This is a genomic window from Demequina mangrovi (assembly GCF_000759715.1).
Taxonomy (GTDB): domain Bacteria; phylum Actinomycetota; class Actinomycetes; order Actinomycetales; family Demequinaceae; genus Demequina; species Demequina mangrovi.
Window position 1 is genome coordinate 141823 of the sequence record NZ_BBLU01000003.1, and the last position, 22448, is coordinate 164270.

Annotated in this window: 19 protein-coding genes and 1 pseudogene; 4 read left to right on the plus strand and 16 right to left on the minus strand. The window is 72.2% G+C overall.

The window, feature by feature from the left end; all coding sequences use genetic code 11:
- Positions 1-2: 2 nt before the first annotated feature.
- The 13 genes and pseudogenes from nuoL to TR42_RS04025 form a co-directional block, all read right to left on the minus strand.
- Complete coding sequence (gene nuoL, locus TR42_RS03965; RefSeq protein ID WP_042213265.1) at positions 3-1883, minus strand: NADH-quinone oxidoreductase subunit L; 1881 nt, start codon at positions 1881-1883, stop codon at positions 3-5.
- A gap of 2 nt (positions 1884-1885) precedes the next feature.
- Positions 1886-2185 carry an NADH-quinone oxidoreductase subunit NuoK gene (gene nuoK / locus TR42_RS03970; protein ID WP_042213267.1) on the minus strand — a complete coding sequence of 100 codons (300 nt, stop codon included), beginning with the start codon at positions 2183-2185 and terminating at the stop codon, positions 1886-1888.
- A complete protein-coding gene (locus tag TR42_RS03975) occupies positions 2185-2922 on the minus strand; it encodes an NADH-quinone oxidoreductase subunit J (protein ID WP_042213269.1) in 738 nt (245 codons plus the stop codon). Before TR42_RS03975 ends, nuoK begins: the two co-directional genes overlap by 1 nt.
- The gene (gene nuoI, locus TR42_RS03980; RefSeq protein ID WP_081953173.1) at positions 2922-3626 is read right to left on the minus strand and encodes an NADH-quinone oxidoreductase subunit NuoI; all 705 of its coding nucleotides are present in this window, start codon (positions 3624-3626) and stop codon (positions 2922-2924) included. The genes TR42_RS03975 and nuoI overlap by 1 nt, the downstream gene beginning before the upstream one ends.
- 68 nt (positions 3627-3694) lie before the next feature.
- Positions 3695-5026: an NADH-quinone oxidoreductase subunit NuoH gene (gene nuoH, locus TR42_RS03985; protein ID WP_042213455.1), complete on the minus strand. Its 1332-nt coding sequence runs from the start codon at positions 5024-5026 to the stop codon at positions 3695-3697.
- An 8-nt stretch (positions 5027-5034) separates the two neighbouring features.
- On the minus strand, positions 5035-7524 hold the full coding sequence (locus TR42_RS03990) for an NADH-quinone oxidoreductase subunit G (protein WP_042213271.1): 2490 nt from the start codon (positions 7522-7524) through the stop codon (positions 5035-5037).
- Positions 7521-8846 carry an NADH-quinone oxidoreductase subunit NuoF gene (gene nuoF / locus TR42_RS03995; protein WP_042213273.1) on the minus strand — a complete coding sequence of 442 codons (1326 nt, stop codon included), beginning with the start codon at positions 8844-8846 and terminating at the stop codon, positions 7521-7523. Before nuoF ends, TR42_RS03990 begins: the two co-directional genes overlap by 4 nt.
- 14 nt (positions 8847-8860) lie before the next feature.
- Positions 8861-9499: pseudogene (gene nuoE, locus TR42_RS04000) on the minus strand (NADH-quinone oxidoreductase subunit NuoE); the annotation flags it as partial.
- A complete protein-coding gene (locus tag TR42_RS04005; protein ID WP_042213276.1) occupies positions 9496-10839 on the minus strand; it encodes an NADH-quinone oxidoreductase subunit D in 1344 nt (447 codons plus the stop codon). The pseudogene nuoE and the gene TR42_RS04005, both read right to left, overlap by 4 nt.
- A complete protein-coding gene (locus TR42_RS04010; protein ID WP_042213278.1) occupies positions 10836-11552 on the minus strand; it encodes an NADH-quinone oxidoreductase subunit C in 717 nt (238 codons plus the stop codon). The genes TR42_RS04005 and TR42_RS04010 overlap by 4 nt, the downstream gene beginning before the upstream one ends.
- The gene (locus tag TR42_RS04015; RefSeq protein WP_042213279.1) at positions 11549-12100 is read right to left on the minus strand and encodes an NADH-quinone oxidoreductase subunit B; all 552 of its coding nucleotides are present in this window, start codon (positions 12098-12100) and stop codon (positions 11549-11551) included. Before TR42_RS04015 ends, TR42_RS04010 begins: the two co-directional genes overlap by 4 nt.
- Before the next feature lie 3 nt (positions 12101-12103).
- Positions 12104-12463, minus strand: a complete 360-nt coding sequence (locus tag TR42_RS04020; RefSeq protein WP_074789186.1) for an NADH-quinone oxidoreductase subunit A — start codon at positions 12461-12463, stop codon at positions 12104-12106.
- Positions 12464-12501: 38 nt separating this feature from the next.
- Positions 12502-13797: a geranylgeranyl reductase family protein gene (locus TR42_RS04025; protein WP_042213281.1), complete on the minus strand. Its 1296-nt coding sequence runs from the start codon at positions 13795-13797 to the stop codon at positions 12502-12504.
- A gap of 118 nt (positions 13798-13915) precedes the next feature.
- On the opposite strand from TR42_RS04025, the gene TR42_RS04030 reads away from it, so the two are divergent.
- Both TR42_RS04030 and TR42_RS15215 read left to right on the plus strand, forming a co-directional pair.
- On the plus strand, positions 13916-15190 hold the full coding sequence (locus TR42_RS04030) for a D-arabinono-1,4-lactone oxidase (RefSeq protein WP_042213282.1): 1275 nt from the start codon (positions 13916-13918) through the stop codon (positions 15188-15190).
- A 59-nt stretch (positions 15191-15249) separates the two neighbouring features.
- Positions 15250-17619 carry an isochorismate synthase gene (locus TR42_RS15215; protein ID WP_074789183.1) on the plus strand — a complete coding sequence of 790 codons (2370 nt, stop codon included), beginning with the start codon at positions 15250-15252 and terminating at the stop codon, positions 17617-17619.
- A 91-nt stretch (positions 17620-17710) separates the two neighbouring features.
- Here the strand turns inward: TR42_RS15215 and menD are convergent, their stop codons facing one another.
- Together menD and TR42_RS04050 are read right to left on the minus strand one after the other, a co-directional pair.
- Positions 17711-19363, minus strand: a complete 1653-nt coding sequence (gene menD / locus TR42_RS14730; RefSeq protein WP_042213462.1) for a 2-succinyl-5-enolpyruvyl-6-hydroxy-3-cyclohexene-1-carboxylic-acid synthase — start codon at positions 19361-19363, stop codon at positions 17711-17713.
- Positions 19360-20247 (minus strand): o-succinylbenzoate synthase, encoded by an 888-nt coding sequence (locus TR42_RS04050; protein WP_042213464.1) that lies wholly within the window; start codon positions 20245-20247, stop codon positions 19360-19362. Before TR42_RS04050 ends, menD begins: the two co-directional genes overlap by 4 nt.
- A gap of 144 nt (positions 20248-20391) precedes the next feature.
- Between TR42_RS04050 and TR42_RS04055 the strand changes: the two genes are divergently transcribed.
- Complete coding sequence (locus tag TR42_RS04055) at positions 20392-21321, plus strand: 1,4-dihydroxy-2-naphthoyl-CoA synthase (RefSeq protein ID WP_042213284.1); 930 nt, start codon at positions 20392-20394, stop codon at positions 21319-21321.
- A gap of 34 nt (positions 21322-21355) precedes the next feature.
- The gene (locus tag TR42_RS04060) at positions 21356-21691 is read left to right on the plus strand and encodes a DUF4333 domain-containing protein (protein ID WP_042213286.1); all 336 of its coding nucleotides are present in this window, start codon (positions 21356-21358) and stop codon (positions 21689-21691) included.
- A gap of 40 nt (positions 21692-21731) precedes the next feature.
- Here TR42_RS04060 and TR42_RS04065 read toward each other — a convergent pair whose 3' ends face one another.
- Positions 21732-22442, minus strand: a complete 711-nt coding sequence (locus tag TR42_RS04065) for an SIR2 family NAD-dependent protein deacylase (protein WP_236623339.1) — start codon at positions 22440-22442, stop codon at positions 21732-21734.
- Between the last annotated feature and the right edge of the window lie 6 nt (positions 22443-22448).

Genomic DNA, 22448 nt, shown 5'->3' on the forward strand with positions numbered 1-22448 from the left:
GTTTAGAGACCCCCCTGGACCACGACGAGGATGACGATGACGAGACCCACCAGCATGGTCAGCGCGTAGGAGCGCACCTGACCGTTCTGCGTCTTCCGCACGGACTCTCCGGTGCGTGCCCAGCCGCCGGCCGTCTTGTCGACGGCGCCGTCCACGAGCGCCGCATCGGCGTACACGAGGGTGCGGGTGAGGTGGGTGCCGGGGCGCTCGAACACGCCCCTGTTGACCGAGTCCTGGAACATGTCGTTGCGCGCGGCGATGGTCGCCAGCGAGGCCGCCGGGGCAGTCTCGGGCACGTCCGCGGCGCCGTACTTGCGCCACGCGACCCACACGCCGAGGGCGACCAGCAGCAGCGTCGCGATCATGATGACCGGGATCGGCAGCACGGGCTCGTGGTGCTCGGCGTGGCCGGTGACCGGCTCGAGCCAGGTGGCGAAGCGGTCGCCGAGGGCCAGGAACAGGCCGAGGAAGGCCGAGCCCACCGCGAGGATGATCATCGGCACCGTCATGAGGGCCGGCGACTCGTGCGGGTGCTGGTCGTCGGTCCACCGGGCCTTGCCGTGGAACGTCATGAAGAACAGGCGCGACATGTAGAACGCGGTGAGTCCCGCGCCGATGAGCGCGGCGCCGCCGAGGATCCAGGGCTGCGCGCCCTCGCCCACGAAGGCGGCCTCGATGATCTTGTCCTTGGACCAGAAGCCCGAGAACGGCGGCACTCCGAGGATCGCGAGCCAGCCGAGCCCGAAGGTCACCCAGGTGGTGACCATCGCGGTGCGCAGCGCACCGAAGCGACGCATGTCGACCTGGTCGTTCATGCCGTGCATGACGGAGCCGGCGCCGAGGAACATCCCGGCCTTGAAGAAGCCGTGGGTGACGAGGTGGAAGATCGCGAACGCGTAGCCGACGGGCCCGAGGCCCGCGGCGAGCATCATGTAGCCGATCTGCGACATCGTCGAGGCGGCGAGCGCCTTCTTGATGTCGTCCTTCGCCATGCCGATGACGGCGCCGAGGATGAGCGTGAAGGCACCGATCGCGGCGACCGTGGTCTGCGCGGCGGGGGCGCCCGCGTAGATGGGCGCCGAGCGCACGATGAGGTAGACGCCCGCGGTGACCATCGTGGCCGCGTGGATGAGCGCCGACACGGGGGTCGGGCCGGCCATCGCGTCGCCCAGCCAGGACTGGAGCGGGAACTGCGCGGACTTTCCGCAGGCTGCGACCAGCAGCATGAGGCCGATCGCGGTGAGCTGCGCGGTGCTCGCGCCGTCCGCGGCCGCGAAGACGCCCTCGAAGTCGAGCGCTCCGAAGTACGTGAACATCAGGCCCATCGCGATGATGAGGCCCATGTCGCCCACGCGGTTGACGATGAAGGCCTTGTTCGCGGCGGTCGCGTACTCGGGCTTGTGGTTCCAGAAGCCGATGAGCAGGTACGAGGCGAGGCCCACGCCCTCCCAGCCGACGAACAGCAGGAGGTACGAGTCCGCGAGCACCAGCAGCAGCATCGCGGCCACGAAGAGGTTGAGGTACGCGAAGAAGCGGCGGCGGTCGGGGTCGTGCTCCATGTACGCGACGGAGTAGACGTGGATGAGCGTGCCCACGAACGTCACGAGCATGACGAACGTCATCGACAGCGGGTCCACGAGGAGGCCCGCGTCGAGGTCGAGCGCGCCGCCGGGGATCCACGAGAACAGGTGCACCGCGTGCTCGCGGTGGTGCGCGTCCTCCCCGAGCATCTGGATCAGCGCGCCGAGGCCGACGAGGAAGGCGGTGCCCGACGCGGCGACGCCGACCCAGTGCCCCCACGCGTCGGCGCGGCGGCCGGCGAGGAGCAGGAAGGCGGCGCTGGCCAAGGGCACGGCGATGAGGAGCCAGGTGAGATCAAGCATGGTCAGCCCTTCAGCTCAGCGGGTTCGTCGAGCGAGATGGTCTGGCGCGCGCGGAACACGGCGATGATGATCGCGAGTCCCACGACGACCTCCGCGGCGGCGACGACCAGGACGAAGAACGCCATGATCTGACCGTCGATCTCACCGTGCATGCGGGAGAAGGCGACGAGCGCGAGGTTGGCCGCGTTGAGCATGAGCTCGACGCCCATGAAGGCGATGATCGCGTTGCGACGGAGCAGCACCGCGGCCGCGCCGATCGCGAACAGGATGCTCGCGAGGATGACGAAGTTGATGGGGTCCATCAGCGGTCGCCCTCCTTGCGCGACGGATCCTCGAGGGCGGCGCGGAACTCGACGCCCTCCTGGGTCTGGTTGCGGATCTTGAGCACGCGCGAGACGGAGTGGTCGATGGGCTGGCCCTCGGGGTCGAGCGCGGGGACGTCGAGCGCGTTGTGACGCGCGTAGACGCCCGGCATCGGCTTGTTGACCGGGTCCGCGCCGGCGAGCACGCGGTCGCGCTGGACCTCGAGCTGGGTGCGACGGGGCTTGAGACGCGGCGTGTGGGTGAGCACCAGCGCGCCGACCGCGGCGGTGATGAGCAGGAAGCCCAGCACCTCGATGACGAGGACGTACTTCTCGAACAGCAGGACGGCCACGACGTCGGGATCGCCCTGGACGGGGGTGTCCGAGACGGCGACGGTGACGCGGCCCACGACCGAGACGAGGAAGGCGCCCAGGCCCGCGGCGGTGAAGAGGCCGATCCAGCGCTGGCCCTTGATGGTCTCCTTGAGGTCCTCGCGCTGGTCGACGCCGACCAGCATGAGCACGAAGAGGAAGAGCATCATGACCGCGCCGGTGTAGACGACGATCTGCACCATGCCCAGGAACGGCGCGCCGAGCGTGATGTACGCCGCCGCGAGCCCGACCATGACGAGCACGATCGACATGGCGACGTGCACCGCCTTGCGGGCGAACAGCAGCGAGAACGCCGGGATCACGGTGATCGCGGCGATGATCCAGAACAGGACGGGGTTGACCATCAGGAGATCCCTCCCTGGTTCTCCGCACGGACGCCGGCGGCTCCGCCCGCCGCGTGCTGCGGCGTGCTGTAGCGCACGGGCTCCGGCGCCTCGTCCTCGACGGGCTCCTTGCCGTGGTTCTCGGGGAGGGTCGGGTCCTCGGGACGGTGCTCGCGCACCCACTCGACCTGGCTCTCGACAGGCTCGGTGACCTCGCCGCGGTAGTACGAGCCGTCGGTGGTGCCGGGCACCATCGGGTGCGGCGCCGCGAGCATGTTCTCCCCCATCGGCGCGAGCAGGTCCTGCTTCTCGTAGATGAGGCCCTCGCGGGTGGGGCCCGCGAGCTCGTACTCGTTGGTCATCGTGAGCGCGCGCGTGGGGCACGCCTCGATGCACAGGCCGCAGAAGATGCAGCGCAGGTAGTTGATCTGGTAGACGCGGCCGTAGCGCTCGCCGGGGCTGACCTGGTGGTCGGGCGTGTTGGAGTCCGCCTCGACGTAGATCGCGTCCGCGGGGCACGCCCAGGCGCACAGCTCGCAGCCGATGCACTTCTCCAGCCCGTCGGGGTGACGGTTGAGCTGGTGACGGCCGTGGTAGCGCGGCATGGTGGGCGTCTTCACCTTGGGGTACTGCTCCGTCACGGTCGGACGGAAGAAGTTCCTCAGGGAGACGCCGAAGCCGGCGACGGGCGCGAGCGCCTCGCCGATCGGACCCTTCTTGGGCAGGTTGGACTCGAAGGTCTCGCGCTGAGCGTCGCGCTCGCGGTTGACCTTCCAGACCTCGTCGGACCCGCTCACTCGGAGTCCTCCTCTCGTGTGCCGGCGTGCGCGTCGACCGTGCGGCCCGAACGCGGCGATGGGGGCAGGACCTGGTGCGGCATCGGCGGGACGGGGTAGCCGCCCGCGAACGCGTCGAGCACCTCGGGCTCGGCGTCCGGATCGACCTCCGCCTCGCTCTTCTCCTTCGCGTCGGAGACGAAGCTCCAGACCGCGACGACGAGCAGGATGGCGATGAGCCCGGCGACCGCGTCGTAGACGTTGAGGTCGCGGCCGAAGTGCTCGAAGGTCGCGCGACCGACCGCGAAGAACACGGTCCAGCCGAGGCCCACGGGGATGAGGATCTTCCAGCCGAACTTCATGAACTGGTCGTAGCGGAAGCGCAGCACCGAGCCGCGGATCCACACGAACACGAACATGAGCAGCCAGATCTTCAGGATCAGCCACAGCGGCGGGAAGATGCCGGTGTTGAGGAACTCGTAGCCGGGCCACGACGCAGGCCACGGAGCGCGCCAGCCGCCGAGGAACAGCGTCGAGGCGACCGCCGAGACGTTGATCATGTTCATGTACTCGGCGAGGAAGAACCACGCGAACTTCATCGACGAGTACTCCGTCATGAAGCCCGCCACCAGCTCGCCCTCGGCCTCGGGGAGGTCGAAGGGCAGGCGGTTGGTCTCGCCGACCATGGAGATGACGTAGAGGATGAAGGCCGGGAAGAGCGGCCACACCCACCAGCGGTCGGCCTGCGCGTCGACGATGCCCGACGTGCTCATCGTCCCCGACAGCATGAAGACCGTCACGAGCGAGAGGCCCATGGCGAGCTCGTACGAGATCACCTGCGCGGTCGAGCGGATCGCGCCCATGAGCGGGTAGGTCGAGCCGGAGGCCCAGCCGCCCAGCACGATGCCGTACACGCCGAGCGCGGCGCACGCGAGGATGAAGAGCACGGCCACCGGGAAGTCGGTGAGCTGCAGCGGCGTCGAGAAGTCGGTGCCGTAGATGCGGGTGTCCGGGCCGAACGGGATGACGGCGAAGATCAGCAGCGCGCAGAACACCGAGATCATCGGCGCCGCGATGTAGAGGATCTTCTCCGAGGCGCGGACGGTGATGTCCTCCTTGAACAGGAGCTTCATCGCGTCCGAGACGGACTGGAGCAGGCCGAACGGGCCCAGCCGGTTGGGGCCGGGACGCTCCTGCAGACGGCCGATGACGCGGCGCTCGAACCACACCGCGAACAGCACGGACGTCAGCAGGAACACGAGGATGAGCACGGCCTTGACGATGACGACCCAGAGCGGGTCGCCGGCCAGGGCCTCCGCGGCGGGCGTCTGCACCGTCGCCGGCAGCATTCCGGTGATCACGCGGCTCCCTTCACCGTGACGACGGCCCCCGCGGTCGCGCGCAGCTCGCGCGCCACCCAGGAGCCCGGGGACTTGGCGGGCACCCACACCACGCCGTCGACCATGTCGGTGACGACGACGGGGAGCTCGATGGTGCCGGACTCGGTGGACACCGCCACGGACGCGGCGGCGCCGATCGCATCGGCCGTGGCCTGCGACATGCGCGCCACGGCGACGCGGCCGGTGCCGGCGAGGTAGGGCTCGCCCTCCTGGAGCGCGCCCTCGTCGACCAGCTGGTGCCAGGTCGCGAGCACCGCGGTGCCCTTCTTGGTGCGCGCCTTGCCTGCGGCGCGCGCCTTCGGGGCGGCGGGACGCTCGGCGTCGGCGGCGGCGCCGAGCGCGGCGATCTCCGCGTTGACGGCCTCGACGGTGCCGGTGCCCAGCGCGACGCCCCACTCGCGGGCGAGGAGGTCGAGCACCCGGTGGTCGGACATCGCATCGGTGCGGATCGCCGTGGCGAACGAGCGCAGGCGACCCTCCCAGTTGACGAACGTGCCGGACTTCTCGGACGGGGGCGCGACGGGCAGGACCACGTCGGCCGACTCGGCGATCTCGCTGCGGCGGACCTCGAGGGACACCACGAAGGGCGTGCGCTCGAACGCGGTCGCGACGTCGCCGGTGAGGTCGGAGGCGCTCACGCCGCCGACGATCAGCGCGCCGATGCCGCCCTCGGCGGCCGCCTCGATGATCGCGTCGGTGCTGCGGCCCTTCGCGCTCGGGAGCGAGGGGACGCCCCACGCCTGAGCGACGGACTCGCGTGCGCCCTTGCTGGCCGCGGAGCGGCCGCCGGGGAGCAGCCCGGGAAGCGCGCCGGCCTCGACGGCCCCGCGCTCGCCCGCACGTCGCGGGATCCAGGCGAGCCGCGCGCCGGTGGAGGCGGCGAGCTCGTTCGCGGCGACGAAGGTGCCCGCGGCCTCGGCCGCGCGCTCGCCCAGGACGATGACCGCCCCGGGCTGGGCGAGGGCCTCGCGCACGTCCTCCGGCAGCTCCGCGAGGGCCGTGGCCTCGCGACCGGGGACCGCGGGGACCAGCGTGGCGCCGAGCTTCTCGGAGCCGCGCGAGAGGTAGGGCGCGACGGACACGACCTGCTGGCGGCCGAGCGACTTGCGCAGACGCAGGAAGACCACGCCGCCCTCGTCCTCGGCCTCGAAGCCGACGAGCACGACGACGGGAGCCTTCTCGAGCTCGCCGAACGTCACGCCCAGGCCGGTGCCGGCCACCTGCGTGCCGAGGAAGGCCTGCTCCTCGTCGCTCGCGGAGCGGGCGCGCGAGTCGACGTCGTTGGTGCCCAGCACCACGCGGGCGAGCTTCTGGTACGCGTACGCGTCCTCGAGCGTGACGCGGCCGCCCGTGAGGACCGCGGCGCCGAGCGCGGCGCCGTCCTCGTCGGCGGCGGTCGCGGCCTTGATGCCGGCCGCGGCGGCGGCGAGCGCCTCGGGCCACGAGGTCTCGACCAGCGCGCCGTCCTTGCGGACCAGCGGGCGGGTGAGGCGGTCGGACAGGTTCTGCCACGCGAAGGCGAAGCGGTCCTTGTCGGTGATCCAGTCCTCGTTGACCACCGGGTCGTTGTCCGCGAGGCGACGCAGCACCTGGCCGCGGCGGTGGTCGATGCGGATCGCGGCGCACGACGAGTCGTGCTCGGCGATGCTCGGCGAGGACACGAGGTCGAAGGGGCGCGAGCGGAAGCGGTACGCGGCGGAGGTCAGGGCGCCCACCGGGCAGATCTGGACCGTGTTGCCGGAGTAGTACGAGGAGAAGGCCTTGCCCGCCTCGTCCACCGCGGCGGCGCCCACGGGGCGGTAGCCGTCGAAGTCGAGGACGTCCTCGTCGAACGTGCCGATCTGCTGCTGCGCGCCGCGGTTCTGGAGGTCGATGAACGCGTCGCCCGCGATCTCCTTGGAGAAGCGGGTGCAGCGCTGGCACAGGACGCAGCGCTCACGGTCGAGCAGGATCTCGGAGCTCAGCGGCAGCGGCTTCTCGAAGACGCGCTTGACGTCGACGAAGCGGCTCTCGGGGCGACCGTGGCTCATCGCCTGGTTCTGCAGCGGGCACTCGCCGCCCTTGTCGCACACCGGGCAGTCGAGCGGGTGGTTGACGAGCAGCAGCTCCATCACGCCCTTCTGGGCGCGGTCGGCCTCCTCCGAGGTGTGCTGCGTGTTCACCACCATGCCCTCGGTCACCGTCATGGTGCACGAGGCCTGGGGCTTGGGGAACGCGCGCAGCTTGCCCTCGGGGCCGGCCGGGCTCGCGACGTCGACGAGGCACTGGCGGCACGCACCGGCGGGCTTGAGCGCCGGGTGGTCGCAGAAGCGCGGGATCTCGATGCCGACCTGCTCGGCGGCACGGATGATGAGCGTGCCCTTGGGCACGGTGACCTCGGTGCCGTCGATCGTCAGGGTGACGGTCTCGACGGCCTCGGTCGCGGCCTTGTCCGCGGTCGCGGTCATGCGTGGGCCTCCTCGGTCGCAGGAGTCTCGGAGTAGTCGAAGAGCGCCGCGGCGGAGTGGTCGAACGGGCAGCCGCCCTGCTCGACGTGCGCCTCGTACTCCTCGCGGAAGAGCTTGACGGAGCTGATGATCGACGACGTCGCGCCGTCGCCCAGCGCGCAGAAGCTCCGCCCGGCGATCGAGTCGCAGGTGTCGAGGAGCTGCTGGATGTCGGCCTCGGTGCCGCGGCCGCCCTCGACGCGCTTGAGGATCTGCGTGAGCCAGTACGTGCCCTCGCGGCAGGGGGTGCACTTGCCGCAGGACTCGTGCTTGTAGAACTCGGTCCAGCGCGTCACCGCGCGGACCACGCACGTGGTCTCGTCGAAGATCTGCAGCGCACGCGTGCCGAGCATCGAGCCCGCCGCGCCCACCGACTCGTAGTCGAGCGGGGTGTCGAGGTGATCCTGCGTGAAGATCGGGGTCGACGACCCGCCGGGGGTCCAGAACTTGAGCTCGTGACCCTCGCGGATGCCGCCGGCCATCTCGAGGAGCTCGCGCAGCGTGATGCCGAGCGGGGCCTCGTACTGGCCGGGACGGGTGACGTGGCCCGAGAGCGAGAACAGGCCCATGCCCTTCGAGCGCTCGGTGCCCATCGCGGTGAACCACTCGACGCCGCGGTCGACGATCGCGGGCACGGAGGCCACCGACTCGACGTTGTTGACGACCGTCGGGCGCGCGTAGAGGCCCGCGACCGCCGGGAACGGCGGCTTGAGGCGGGGCTGGCCGCGACGGCCCTCGAGCGAGTCGAGGAGCGCGGTCTCCTCGCCGCAGATGTAGGCGCCGGCGCCGGCGTGGACCGTGACGTCCAGGTCGAAGCCGCTGCCGTGGATGTCCTTGCCCAGGTGGCCGGCCTCGTAGGCCTCGCGCACGGCCTGCAGCAGGCGGCGGTACACGTGCACCACCTCGCCGCGCAGGTAGATGAAGGCGTGGTTGCAGCCGATCGCGAAGGACGTGATCGCGACGCCCTCGATGAGCTGGTGCGGCGCGGACATCATGGTGGGGATGTCCTTGCAGGTGCCCGGCTCGGACTCGTCGGCGTTGACCACGAGGTAGCGGGGGCCGCCGTCGTCCGGGGGCAGGAAGCCCCACTTCATGCCGGTCGGGAAGCCCGCGCCGCCGCGGCCGCGCAGACCGGAGTCCTTCACGGCCTGGATGATGTCGCCGGGCTCCATGCCGAGCGCCTTCTTCAGCGGCGCGTAGCCGCCTGCCTCGGTGTAGGTGTCGAGGGACCACGACTTCTCGGCGCCCCACGTGGCGCTGAGGACGGGAACGAGGTCGGTCACTTCGAGCCCTCCTTCCAGCCCTGGCCCTTGGCGGTCTCCAGGCCCGCGAGGGTCGCGGCGCCCGCTCCCTGGTCCTCGTCGGCGCGGCCGTCCTCGAAGCCCGCGAGCACGCGCGAGACCTCCTTGAAGCCGCACACCTTGGCAGGACCGCGCGACGGCGCGACGTCCTTGCCCGCACGGAGGTCGTCGACCACCTGCTTGGCGCTCTCGGGCGTCTGGTTGTCGAAGAACTCCCAGTTGACCATCATCACGGGCGCGTAGTCGCAGGCGGCGTTGCACTCGAGACGCTCGAGGGTGATCTTGCCGTCCTCGGTGGTCTCGTCGTGGCCCACCCCGACGTGCTCGGAGAGCTCGTCCCAGATGCGGTCGCCGCCCATGACGGCGCACAGCGTGTTGGTGCACACGCCCACCTGGTACTCGCCGTTGGGGCGACGCTTGTACTGCGTGTAGAACGTCGCGACCGCGGACACCTCGGCGGCCGTGAGGTCGAGCTGCTCGGCGCAGAACTGGATGCCGTCGGGGCTGACGAAGCCGTCGACGGACTGCACGAGGTGCAGCATCGGCAGCAGCGCGGAGCGCTTGACGGGGTAGCGCGCGATGATCGCGGCCGCGTCCTCGGTCAGCTGTGCGAGCGTGGTCTCGTCGTAGGTCATCGGTCGACGCCTCCCAGCACCATGTCGATCGTGGCGATCGCGACCACCACGTCGGCGACCTGGCCGCCCTCGGTGAGGATGCCCAGCGCCTGCAGGTTGTTGAAGCCCGGGTCGCGGAAGTGCGCGCGCCACGGCTTGGTGCCGCCGTCGGACACGAGGTGCACGCCGAGCAGGCCCTTGGGGCCCTCGATCGCGCTGTACACCTGCCCCGCGGGGACCTTGAAGCCCTCGGTCACCAGCTTGAAGTGGTGGATGAGGGCCTCCATGGACTCGCCCATGATGTGGCGGATGTGGTCCAGGGAGTTGCCCTGGCCGTCGGAGCCGACGCTCAGCTGCGCGGGCCACGCGACCTTCTTGTCCGCGACCATGACGGGCTCGCCCTCGCTGGCCTCGAGACGGTCGGCGCACTGCTCGACGATCTTCAGCGACTCGTAGCACTCCTCCATGCGCAGCACCACGCGCGAGTACGCGTCGCCGTCCGTGCTCGTGGGCACCTGGAAGTCGTAGGTCTCGTAGCCGCAGTACGGGTCCGACTTGCGGAGGTCGTACGGCAGGCCCGCGGAGCGCAGGATCGGCCCGGTGATCCCGAGCGCCATGCAGCCGGCGAGGTCGAGGTTCGCCACGCCCTTGAGACGGCCCTTGAAGATCGGGTTCTCGAGCTGGAGGTCCGCGAGCTCGTCGAGCTTCTGCCTGACCTTGGGGATCATGTCGCGGATCGCCTGGACCGCGCCCTCGGGCGCGTCCTGCGCGACGCCGCCGGGGCGGATGTACGCGTTGTTGGTGCGCAGGCCCGAGATCATCTCGATGACCCGGAACGTGTCCTCGCGCGCGACGAACGCCGTGGTCATCACGGTGGTGGCGCCCATCTCGTTGCCGCCGGTGCCGACCGCGACGAGGTGCGAGCCGATGCGGGTGAGCTCGGCCATGAGGACGCGCAGCACGTTCGCACGCTCCGGCACGTCGTCCGTGATGCCCAGCAGCTTCTCGACGCCGAGGCAGTAGACGAGCTCCTGGGACATCGAGGCGACGTAGTCCATGCGGGTGCAGAACGTCACGCCCTGGGTCCAGGTGCGGTACTCCATGTTCTTCTCGATGCCCGTGTGGAGGTAGCCGATGCCGGCACGGGTCTCCGTGACGGTCTCGCCCTCGATCTCGAGCATGACGCGCAGCACGCCGTGCGTGGACGGGTGCTGCGGGCCCATGTTGACGACGATGCGCTGCTGGCCGAGGCGCTCGGCCTCGTCCGCGATCTCGCTCCAGTCGCCGCCGTAGGCGCTGTACTCGGGTGCGTCCGGGTCCTCGACGAACGCGCCCGTGGCGTGGGGTGCGGTCTGGGTCATCGGTACTGCCTCCGGTTGTCGGGCGAGGGGATCTCGGCGCCCTTGTACTCCACGGGGATGCCGCCGAGCGGGTAGTCCTTGCGCTGCGGGTGCCCGACCCAGTCGTCGGGCATCTCGATGCGCGCGAGCGACGGGTGGCCGTCGAAGACGATGCCGAAGAAGTCCCAGGTCTCGCGCTCGTGCCAGTTGTTCATCGGGTAGACCGAGACGATCGAGGGGACGTGCGGGTCCTCCTCGCTCACGGCGACCTCGAGCCGGAGGCGGCGGTTGTGGGTGATCGACTGCATCGGGTAGACGGCGTGGAGCTCGCGACCCGCATCGGCCGGGTAGTGGACGCCGGACACGCCGAGGCACATCTCGAAGCGCAGGTCCTGGTCGTCGCGGAGGTGCTGGGCGACCTCGAGCAGGTGCTCGCGCGCGATGTGGAGCGTGAGCTCGCCGCGGTCGACCACCACGTGCTGGATCGCCTCGGCGGCCTTGTCCCCGAGCAGCTCCTCGAGGACGTCGACGACGCCGTCGAACCACTCGCCGTACGGACGCTCCGAGGCGCCGGGCATCTGCACGGGCTTGGTCAGCCCGTCGAAGCCCGAGGTGTCGCCGAGCGCGCCGAAGCTGCCCTGGCGGACGTTGATGAGCGTGATCTGGTCACGGTCGCCCGGCTGAGGACCACCCTGCGGGGCGCCGGTGCCGGTGAGGTCCTGGGAGTCGCTCAACGCAGCAGGCCCTTCATGTCGGAGGTGGGGGTCGCGGCGAGCGCGGCGGCCTCGGCGGCGGCGGCGATCTCGCGGCGGTTGCGACCCATCGGCGTGGCCTTGACCTGCTCCTGCAGCTCGAGGAGCGCGTGGAGCAGCATCTCGGGGCGCGGCGGGCAGCCGGGGAGGTAGATGTCCACCGGGACCACGTGGTCGACGCCCTGGACGATGGCGTAGTTGTTGAACATGCCGCCGGACGAGGCGCAGACGCCCATGGAGATGACCCACTTGGGCTCGGCCATCTGGTCGTAGACCTGGCGCACGATGGGCGCCATCTTGTTGGACACGCGGCCGGCGACGATCATCATGTCGGCCTGGCGCGGCGAGCCTCGGAAGACCTCGGAGCCCATGCGCGAGATGTCGAAGCGGGGCGTGCCCGTCGCCATCATCTCGATCGCGCAGCACGCGAGGCCGAAGGTCGCGGGCCACAGCGAGCCCGCGCGCATGAAGCCGACGAAGTCCTCGACGGCGCCCAGCATGAACGGAGGAGCGCTCTCTTCAATACCCATAAGTCAGTCCCACTCGAATCCGCCACGGCGCCACTCGTACACGAAGGGGATCGTGATGAGGGCGAGGAAGGTCATGATCGCGATCAGCCCGAACCAGCCGAGAGCATCGTGCGCGACGGCCCACGGGTAGAGGAAGACGACCTCGATGTCGAACACGATGAACGTCATCGCGACCAGGTAGTACTTGATCGGGATGCGGCCGCCGCCCGCGGCGCCGGGCGTGGGCTTCAGACCGGACTCGTACCGGTCGAGCTTCGCCGCGTTGGCACGCTTGGGGCCCAGGATCGAGCTGACGAACAGACCTGCGCCTGCCAGCAGTCCGGCGATCACCATCATCACGATGATCGGCACGTACGGATTCACCGAGGATTCCTTCCGTCGTCGTCGATTCGCGGATGCCCTCAGGCCGCCGGAGCGACCTTCGTCAGAGCGGACAAGAGCCTGTCGGCCCAGTTGCCACCGCGCGGCTCATAGACATCTGCCAGCAGTCTAGACGTGAATTCCATGACCAAAGCACTAGGCAGTCCGTACCGCGTGCAGACCTTCATCACGGTCGGATGCTCGACCAGCGACGCGAACACGCGACCCAGGGAGTAGTAGCCGCCGAGGTCGTCCTTCATCATCCGGGCATAGCTCGCAAGCGCGATCTCCTGGTCGCGTGCGCCGGTCGCGTCGCGCCAGGCGACGGCGGCCTCGGTGGCCCGACGTGCGGCCTGCATCGCGTACGCGATCCCCTCGCCGTTGAAGGGGTTGACCATGCCGCCCGAGTCGCCGACGAGCATCATGCCCGGGACGTAGTGCGGCTGGCGGTTGAAGGCCATGGGGATCGCGGCGCCCTTGATGTCGCCGACCTGCTCGCCGAGCTCCCAGTCCTCCGCGGAGTGGTCCAGCCAGTCGCGCAGCAGCGCGCGGTGGTCGAGCTTGGGCGGGGTGCCCTTGGCGCTGAGGGTGCCGAGCCCGACGTTGGCGGTGCCGTCGCCGAGCGGGAAGATCCATCCGTAGCCGGGCAGCAGGTTGCTGTTCCCGCGCTCGCCGTCCCAGATCTCGAGGTGGCCCTCCATCCACTCCTCGTCGTGACGCGGGGTGGTGAAGTACGTGCGGACGGCGACGCCGAGGGGCCGGTTGTCCTTGCGCTCGATCCCGAGCCCGAGCGCGATGCGCGCGCTCACGCCGTCCGCGGCGATCACCAGCGGCGCGCGGAGCTCGACGGGCTCGCCGACCTTGCGGCCGCGCTCGTCGGTCTCGCGGGCGGTCACGCCGACCACGCGGCCGCCCCCGGCGTAGCCGTCCTGGCGCTCGTCGCGGATCACGCCGTCGACGTGCCAGCCCTCGCGCACATCGGCGCCCGCGGCACGGGCGTGCTCGGCGAGGCGGTGGTCGAACTGGGCGCGCGGGAGCGAGAGACCGTAGTTCGGGAAGCTCTCGAGGTCGTGCCACGGGAACTCGAGGCGGTGACCGCCGCCGACCATGCGCAGGCCGTGGTTGGGGATCCACCCCTCCTCGCGCGGCGTCGGGAGGCCGATCATGTTGATCTCGCGCACCGCGCGCGGCGTGAGGCCGTCGCCGCACACCTTCTCGCGCGGGAAGCGGGTCTTCTCGAGGGCGATCACGTCGAAGCCCTCCGCCGCCAGGTAGCGAGCCGCGGCGGCCCCGCCCGGCCCGGCTCCGATCACGATGACATCCGCCTCAGTACGCACGCGTCAAGGGTAGAGGGACGCGGACGATGCTCGATCCGCGGACCGGAGCGCCCACCCACTTCGGCGGGCGGACGCGCGTCATCGGCGCATCGTCCCGCCTGGTGGGTACGGTGACGGTATGGGCGACGCAGGGGTCACTTGGGCCGGTACTCATGCCTTCGGCGCGGCACGGCTGGTGGAGGCCGCGTCCGTCGACGACGTGCTGCGCGCGGTCCGGACCGCGCCGGGCAGGGTCAAGGCGCTGGGGACGCGCCACAGCTTCAACGACATCGCGGACACCGACGGCACGCTCATCACCGTCACCGGGATCGAGGAGCAGCCGCTCATCGACCTCACGAGCCCCGCGTGGCCCACCGTCAACGCCCCGGCCGGCATGCGCTACGGCGTCCTGGGCCGCTGGCTGCAGAAGCGCGGCTGGGCGCTGCACAACACCGGCTCGCTCCCCCACATCTCCGTCGCCGGCGCGACCGCGACCGGCACCCACGGGTCCGGCGCGCGCAACGGCTGCCAGTCGACGGCGCTGTGCCGCATCGAGTACGTGGGCGCCGACGGCAACCTCCACACCGCGCGGGCCGGGCAGCCGGGCTTCGAGGGCCTCGCCGTCGGGCTCGGCGCGTACGGCGTCATCACCGAGGTCACGCTGTCCATCCAGCCCACGTACGACATCCGCCAGGACGTCTACACCGGCATGCCGTGGGAGCACCTCCTGTCCGAGACGCCCGCGATCCTCGCGGACGCGTACTCGGTGTCGATCTTCACCACCTGGACCGAGCCGACGGTGCAGCAGATCTGGCGCAAGAGCGGCATCGGCCTCGATGTCGCCCCGCCCGACGAGTGGCACGGCGCGGTCCGCAGCCCCGAGTCGGACGCCCGCCTGGTCGACGGCGACCCCGACGCGCTCACGCCGCAGGGCGGCAAGCCCGGGCCGTGGAACGAGCGGCTCCCCCACTTCCGGCTCACGCACGTGCCCTCGAACGGCGCCGAGATCCAGTCGGAGTACTTCGTACCCATGGAGGTGGCGGGCGAGGCGCTCGCCGCGGTCCGCGCGCTCGGCGAGCGCATCACCCCGCACCTGCTCGTGTCCGAGCTGCGCGCGGTCGCGGCCGACGACCTGTGGCTCTCCGGCGCCTACGGCCGCGACACGCTCGCGATCCACTTCACGTGGGAGCGCTCGCCCGAGCCGGTGCGCGCGCTGCTGCCCGAGATCGAGCGCGCGCTCGAGCCCTTCGACGCGCGTCCCCACTGGGGCAAGTGGCACTCCTTCGACGCCGCCGCGATCGCCCGCGTGCACCCGCGGATCGGCGACGCCCGCGACCTGTTCGAGCGGCTCGATCCCGCCGGCAGGTTCGTCAACGACTACCTCCTCCGCGTCGGAGCCCGGCAGGCCCGGTGACGCGACACGGGATGCCGACCGCGCATCGTCCACCCCCTGCGCGGCCCTACTGTGGAGGGGTGACCGTCCACGCCGCCGCCCCCGGGCCCCTGCACGTCCGCACCGTCGAGATCGAGGACCCGGGCGACCTCATCGCCACGCTGCCCGAGGCCGGGATCTCGTGGGTGAGACGCGGCGAGGGCATGATCGCGTGGGGCGAGGTGGCGCGGCTCGACACCGCCGGCGCCGAGCGGATCGACGACGCCCAGCACTGGTGGCGGCTGCTGTGCCGCCACGCCATCGTGAGCGACAGCGTCCGCACCCGCGGCACGGGTCTCGTGGCCTTCGGCTCGTTCGCGTTCGCCGACTCGTCGGAGGCCGGCGGCGCGCTCGTGGTGCCGCGCCACATCATCGGCCGCCGCGACGGCCGCGCGTGGTTCACCACCATCGCGACCGAGGACGATGCCCCGGCGAGCCTCGACGAGGCCCTCGCCGCCGCGGTCGCCCCGGCTCCGGCGGGTCCGGTGACGCTCGCGCACGGCGACGAGCCCGCATGGACCTCCGCGGTCGATGCCGCGGTCGAGCGCATCCGCGACGGCGAGCTCGAGAAGGTGGTGCTCGCGCGCGCCGTCGAGGCCCGCGCCGAGGATCCGATCGACGTCCGCACCGTGCTCGCGCGCCTGGCCGACGAGTACCCCATGTGCTGGGCCTTCCACATCGACGGGCTGGTGGGCGCGACGCCCGAGCTGCTGGCCCGCGTCGATCACGGCCTCGTGACCTCGCGCGTGCTCGCGGGGACCATCCGGATGACCGGCGACGACATGCGCGACCTCGCGCGGGCAGGCGCGCTCGCGCGCTCGTCGAAGGACCGCGAGGAGCACGAGTACGCCGCGCGCTCCGTCACGCAGGTGCTCGCGCGCCACTGCGGATCCGTGAACGTGCCCGACGAGCCGTTCGTGCTGCACCTGCCCAACGTCATGCACCTCGCGACCGACGTCACCGGCGTGCTGTCGCACAACGTGGACGCGCTCGAGCTCGTCGCCGAGCTGCACCCCAGCGCGGCCGTCTGCGGCACGCCGACCCTCGCCGCGGCGCGCGCGATCGACGAGCTCGAGGGGCTCGACCGCGGACGCTACGCCGGCCCGGTCGGCTGGATCGACGCGGGCGGCGACGGCGAGTGGTGCATCGGCCTGCGCTCCGCCGAGGTGTCCCGCGAGGACCCGACCCGGCTGCGGCTGTTCGCCGGCTGCGGCATCGTGGCGGCGAGCGAGCCGGAGTCCGAGTGGGCCGAGTCCGAGGCGAAGCTCGAGCCGATGCGTCGCGCGCTCGGCGCGGAGGTCGCGGCGGAGCCTGGGCCCGAGCCCGAGCCCGAGCCCGTGGCCGTGGTCGCGCCGGAGGCCGTCGTCGAGGAGGAGCCCGCGCCGGCGGAGCAGCCCGCGTCGGCGGAGGAGCCGGCCGCCGTGGAGGAGCCTGCGCCGGCGGAGGAGCCCGAGGTCGCGCCGGAGCCCGTCGCGGTCGACGAGGCGCTCGAATCCGACGCGGACAAGAACGAGAGCGCGGAGCCCGAGCCCGAGCCCGAGGCGGAGCCGCAGGTGGTTGAGGAGCCGCCCGCCGCGAGCGAGCCGGAGCCCGAGCCCGAGCCGGCACCGGTCCGGTCGCGCCGGAGCAAGCTGGCCCCCGAGGTCGAGTTCGACGTCCCTGCCCCCGCGATCGCCTCGACCGCGCGCTACGACGTCGGCGACGACCCGGCCTTCCCGACGCTGCACCTCGACGATGCCGCGGTCGGCGACATCCCCACGTTCGCGGGCGCATCGTCACCGGCCCAGGAGCCGCAGGGCTGGGACTCCGCCGCGTGGGAGGAGCGCTACGCGTCCCGCGAGGCGGTCTGGAGCGCCTCGCCCAACGCCCAGCTGGTCGCCGAGGTCGCGGGCACCCCGGCGGGGCGCGCGCTGGACGCCGGCTGCGGCGAGGGCGCGGACGCCGTGTACCTCGCGACCCTCGGCTGGGAGGTCACCGCGATCGATATCGCGCCGACCGCGATCGCCCGCGGCCGCGACCGCGCCGAGCGGGCCGGGGCGGAGATCGCCGCACGCATCGACTGGCGCGTCGCCGACGCGACCACCGCGGACGTGCGCACGGCGTCCTACGACCTCGTCACCACGCACTACGCCCACCCCGACGGTGGGATCGAGGGGCTCGTCGGGCGTCTGGGCGCGCTGGTGGCGCCAGGAGGGATCCTGCTCGTCGTCGGTCACGACCCGTCCGATCCCCACACGCAGGAGCACCCGCGCCTCAGCAGCACGGCCTTCAGCGCGGACAAGGCGGCCGCCGGGCTCGACGCGGACGAGTGGACGGTCGAGGTCGCGCAGGTGCGCGCGCGCCCGTCGATCGACGCCGACGGCAACCCCGGCATCCGCCGCGACGCCGTCCTGAGGGCGCGCAAGGGCTGACCACCAGACCCCGCCCGCTCTGGCGGGACATGAGGGTCGGATCCGAGCCGGATCCTGCACTCAGGTCCCGCTGGGGCGCGGCCGCCCGACGCTAGACCAGCGCCTCGACCACCTCGAGGCCGCCCGCGGGCGCCGCGAGCGCGTCCCGCAGCTCGTCGCGCGACCGGACCGCACGGTGAGGCACGCGGTACCCCGCGCACAGCGCGCCGATGTCCGCTCCATGCGGCGTGGTGAACACCCGCTCGAGGTTCGCCGCCGGGGCTCCGCCGTGCTCGAGGCCCGAGAAGATGGTGCCTCCGCCGTCGTTCACCACGACGATCCGGAGCCGCGGCCGCTCCTCGCGCGGACCGATGAGCAGACCGCCCGCCTCGTGCAGGAACGTGACGTCGCCCATGAGCGCATGCACCGCGCGGCCGGCCCCGAAGGCGATGCCTGCGGCGGTGGACACCGTGCCGTCGATGCCGGCGAGCCCGCGGTTCGCGAGCAGCATCGGGGCCGCGCCCGCGAGCGCCGACGGCATGAACCGGTCGAGCGCACGCACGGGTCCCGAGGACCCGACCACGCCCCACACGTCGGGGCCGAGCGACTCCGCGAACGTCGCCGCCGCGACCCGGGGACCCCAGCCCTCGGGCGTGTGGACCCGCGCCCCCGCGGAGCGCCACTCGGCGAGCCAGGCGCGGTCCGCATCGTCCGGCGCGGTCGACCACAGCCATGACGAGGGCACGTCGCGCTCGACGCGCTGCGCATGCGGCGGAGCCTCGCGCCACCGCGCCCCGAAGCGGGCGACGATGAGCGCCGGGGCGCGCGCGATGAGCGCCTGCACGGCGCGGGTGAGCGTCGGCCGGCCGATCACGACCACCTGGTGCACGCGCGCGGCGAGGTCGGCGCCATGCGCGGACTCGAGGAGCCGCACGTAGTCCGGGATGCAGTGGAAGCCGGAGCGCGCGAGCGAGGTCGGCTCGGCGAGCAGCGGCCATCCGTGCGCCTCGGCGACCTCGCGCGCCACGTCGCCCGCGCCGTCGCCCGCGATCACGACCCCGCGGGCCACCGGCGGGAGCGGAGCGGGCTCGGCACGCTCGGTGACGATGGGGATGCCTCCCGTGGGCGTGCGCAGCCGCGGCGGATCGCTCCACACGCCGCCGTCGGCGCCGAGCGGCTCGCGGAACGCCACGTCGAGGTGCACCGGTCCCGGGGCCGCGGCCATGTCCTCCCGCGCGCGGTCGCCCACCGCCGCGCGGACGGCCCGCTCCGCGAGCGCCGTGACGCGGTCGGGCCGTTCGCCGAGGTCGGAGGCGGGCACGTCGGCGGCCCACCGCACGAAGGCACCGAAGAGACCGACCTGATCGGTCGTCTGGTTGGCGCCGACGCCGCGCAGCTCGGCGGGCCGGTCGGCGGTGAGCAGCAGCAGCGGCACACCGCTGTGATGCGCCTCCATCACGGCGGGGAGCAGGTTGCCCACCGCGGTGCCGGAGGTGGTGACGATGGCGACGGGACGGGGGTCGCCGGCGGCGGCGCGGCCGCGCGCGATTCCGAGCGCGAGGAAGCCGGCGCTGCGCTCGTCGATGCGGACGTGGAGGCTGACGCGGGGCGCCCCGAGAGGCGGGTTGCCGGAGCCGGCCTCCGCGAGCGCGTGCGCGAGGGGTCCGGAGCGCGAGCCGGGGCTGAGCACGAAGTCCTCGACACCGCGCTCCGCGAGCGCCGCCACCATGGTGCGGGCGAAGGCTCCCGACGGATGCTCGGTCATGCGATCACGTCCAGCGTCACGGGACCGATGACGCCGTCGCGCGGCACCACCGGCTCGCGCACGGTGTCCTCGGCGAGCAGCTCGCCGGTGCCGAGACCGCACGCGTACGGCAGCTCGGGCACCGCCCGCGCGAGCGCGACGCCGGCCGCGAGGCCCACCGAGGACTCCATCGCGCTCGAGACCACGATCGGGATGCTGTAGCGGTCGACCACGTCGAGGCACGCGCGCACCCCGCCCATCGGCGCGACCTTGAGGACCAGGATGTCGGCGGCGCCCGCGCGCATCACCTCGTCGGCGTCGCCGGGGATCCGGACGGACTCGTCGGCCGCGACGAGGACGTCGGTACGCCGGCGGACCTCCGCGAGCTCGGCGACGGTGCGGCACGGCTGCTCGACGTACTCGAGGCCCTGTCCGCCTCCGGCGCGCGCGGCCGCGTCGAGCTCCTTGAGCACGGTGACCGCGGTGTCGACGTCCCACGCGCCGTTCGCGTCGACCCGCACCCTGCCCTCGGGGCCCAGGGCGATCGCGACCGCCTCGACGCGCCGCGCATCGTCCCTCCAGCCGCCGGTGCCGGCGACCTTGACCTTCGCGGTGGTGCAGCCGCCCGCCTTCGCGAGCTGGGCGGCACGCCCGCCCGGGAGCTCGGGGACGATGCTGTTGACGGGCACGAGGTCGCGCACCGGCGCGGGCCACTCGCCGCGGGCGGCCTCCATCGCGGCCTCCCACCAGCGGGAGGCGCGCTCGGGCGTGTAGTCGTCGAACGGGGAGTACTCGCCCCAGTGGTCCCGTCCGTCCTGGTCCGTACCTCGGATGAGGACGCCGTGGCGCTCGGTGACGCCGCGGAAGCGCGTCGACAGCGCGACGCGGAAGGGACGGAACTCCATGGCCTCAGCCTAGGGCTCGACTCCCAATGACAGATGTGAGGCATGGGGTGGGTGGGACGGGCGGGCCCGGTCCGCCTCGGCCGTCCCCGCTATCACACCCGTCACATCTGTCATTGGGAATCGGCCGCACTACGCTCGGGTCCCATGAGCGACATCCCGGCCCAGGTCTCCGACCTCATGGATCCGACGCAGTGGCGCGCGATCGACGGCTTCCCCGACTCGGACATCACGTACCACCGGTGGGTGGCGCGCAGCGAGGACGGCGAGCAGGACCTCCCCGCCGTGCGCATCGCCTTCAACCGGCCCGAGGTCCGCAACGCCTTCCGTCCGCAGACGGTCGACGAGCTCTACCGGGCGATGGACCACGCCCGCATGACCCCCGACGTCGCGGCGATCATCCTCACGGGCAACGGCCCGGCGGCCGATGGCGTCCACGCGTTCTGCTCCGGAGGCGACCAGCGCATCCGCGGCAAGGACGGCTACCTCTACGAGGGCACCGCGCAGGACGCCCCCGCGTACGGCGGGCGCCTCCACATCCTCGAGGTGCAGCGCCTCATGCGGCACTCCCCCAAGGTCGTCATCGCGGCCGTCAACGGCTGGGCGGCCGGCGGCGGGCACTCGCTGCATGTGGTCTCCGACCTCTCGATCGCGAGCCGCGAGCACGCGCGCTTCAAGCAGACGGACGCCAACGTCGGGTCCTTCGACGCGGGCTACGGGTCGGCGCTGCTCGCCCGCCAGGTGGGCGACAAGCGCGCGCGGGAGATCTTCTTCCTCGCCCGCGAGTACTCGGCGGACGATGCGGAGCGCTGGGGCGGCGTCAACCAGTCCGTCCCGCACGCCGAGCTCGAGGCGACGGCGCTCGAGTACGCCCGCATCGTCGCGACCAAGTCGCCGCAGGCGATCCGCATGCTGAAGTTCGCCTTCAACCTTGCCGATGACGGACTCGCGGGACAGCAGGTGTTCGCGGGCGAGGCCACCCGCATGGCCTACATGACGGAGGAGGCGCAGGAGGGACGCGACGCGTTCCTCGAGCGCCGCGATCCCGACTGGACCCGGTTCCCGTACGCGTACTGAGGGCCCGACCGCACGACCGCAGGGAGACCGACCGATGACCCGCATGATCCGACGCGCGACAGCGCTCGCCGGCGCCGTCGCGGCGGCCGCCGCGCTCACCGGCTGCGGCGGCGGGGGCGACACCGTGACCATCGAGCCGGACGACCTCGCGCTCGACGTCGGCTCGCTGCTGCAGACCCAGGTCGGCGCGGACGCTCCCCCGGCCCTCGACTGCGGGACGGAGACGCTGGAGCTCGGCGAGGGCGACACCGTCGTGTGCGGGCTCAGCGTCGACGGCGACGACGGCGTCTACGACACCACGGTGACGATCTCCGAGATCAGCGGCACCGCGTACCGCTTCGACGCCGTGGTCGCGGACGCTCCGCGCTGACGCCGCGCCTCGCGGCGCACGGGACGATGCGGGCGACGGCTCAGCCCAGCCGCTCCTCGACCAGCGCCGGCACCGCCTCCTCGATGGGATCGCGGATGACCAGCGAGGCGTCCCGGTCCCAGGACGTCGGCGACGCGTTGACGATGACCAGCGACGCCCCCGCCGCGAGCGCCTCGCCCGCGAGCGCGGCGACCGGGTAGACCTGCAGCGTGGTGCCGATCGCGACGAAGGTGTCGCACGTGCGAGCGGCCCGCGAGGCCCTCCTGAGGTCCGCCGAACGCAGCGCCTCGCCGAAGTACACGACGTCGGGCTTGAGGATCCCTCCGCAGTACGGGCACCGGGGATCCGGCTCGACGACGAGCCGGTCGATGACGTCGCGCGTCGGGCAGCCGAAGCCGCAGTCCAGGCACGACGTGGTCGCGAGCGCGCCGTGCATCTCCACCACCGCATCGTCCGGCGTCGCGGCTGCCTGGTGCAGCCCGTCGATGTTCTGGGTGAGCACGTCGCGGCACAGCCCGGCCTCGACGAGGCGTGCGAGCGCACGATGCGCCTCCGCGGGCCGCGCGGACCACGCCGGGTGCGCGGCCCAGTCGCGCCAGCCCTCCTCGCGCGCGGCGCGCTCGCCGACGAACACGTCGAGCTCGAGCAGCCGCGCGCGCGACGGATCGCGGGTCCAGACGCCGTCCGGGCCGCGGAAGTCGGGGATCCCGGCCGCAGTCGAGAGCCCGGCGCCGGTGAGGACGGTGATCACCCGTCC

What these genes read in the sequence shown, in the direction of transcription:
- TR42_RS04030 (WP_042213282.1), top strand. Translation starts at nt 13,916, where the DNA reads ATGGGCGACGCAGGGGTCACTTGGGCCGGTACTCATGCCTTCGGCGCG.
- TR42_RS04005 (WP_042213276.1), bottom strand. Translation starts at nt 10,839, where the DNA reads ATGACCCAGACCGCACCCCACGCCACGGGCGCGTTCGTCGAGGACCCG.
- TR42_RS04055 (WP_042213284.1), top strand. Translation starts at nt 20,392, where the DNA reads ATGAGCGACATCCCGGCCCAGGTCTCCGACCTCATGGATCCGACGCAG.
- TR42_RS04050 (WP_042213464.1), bottom strand. Translation starts at nt 20,247, where the DNA reads ATGGAGTTCCGTCCCTTCCGCGTCGCGCTGTCGACGCGCTTCCGCGGC.
- menD (WP_042213462.1), bottom strand. Translation starts at nt 19,363, where the DNA reads ATGACCGAGCATCCGTCGGGAGCCTTCGCCCGCACCATGGTGGCGGCG.
- TR42_RS03975 (WP_042213269.1), bottom strand. Translation starts at nt 2,922, where the DNA reads ATGGTCAACCCCGTCCTGTTCTGGATCATCGCCGCGATCACCGTGATC.
- TR42_RS03990 (WP_042213271.1), bottom strand. Translation starts at nt 7,524, where the DNA reads ATGACCGCGACCGCGGACAAGGCCGCGACCGAGGCCGTCGAGACCGTC.
- nuoK (WP_042213267.1), bottom strand. Translation starts at nt 2,185, where the DNA reads ATGGACCCCATCAACTTCGTCATCCTCGCGAGCATCCTGTTCGCGATC.
- nuoL (WP_042213265.1), bottom strand. Translation starts at nt 1,883, where the DNA reads ATGCTTGATCTCACCTGGCTCCTCATCGCCGTGCCCTTGGCCAGCGCC.
- nuoH (WP_042213455.1), bottom strand. Translation starts at nt 5,026, where the DNA reads ATGCTGCCGGCGACGGTGCAGACGCCCGCCGCGGAGGCCCTGGCCGGC.
- TR42_RS04015 (WP_042213279.1), bottom strand. Translation starts at nt 12,100, where the DNA reads ATGGGTATTGAAGAGAGCGCTCCTCCGTTCATGCTGGGCGCCGTCGAG.
- TR42_RS04060 (WP_042213286.1), top strand. Translation starts at nt 21,356, where the DNA reads ATGACCCGCATGATCCGACGCGCGACAGCGCTCGCCGGCGCCGTCGCG.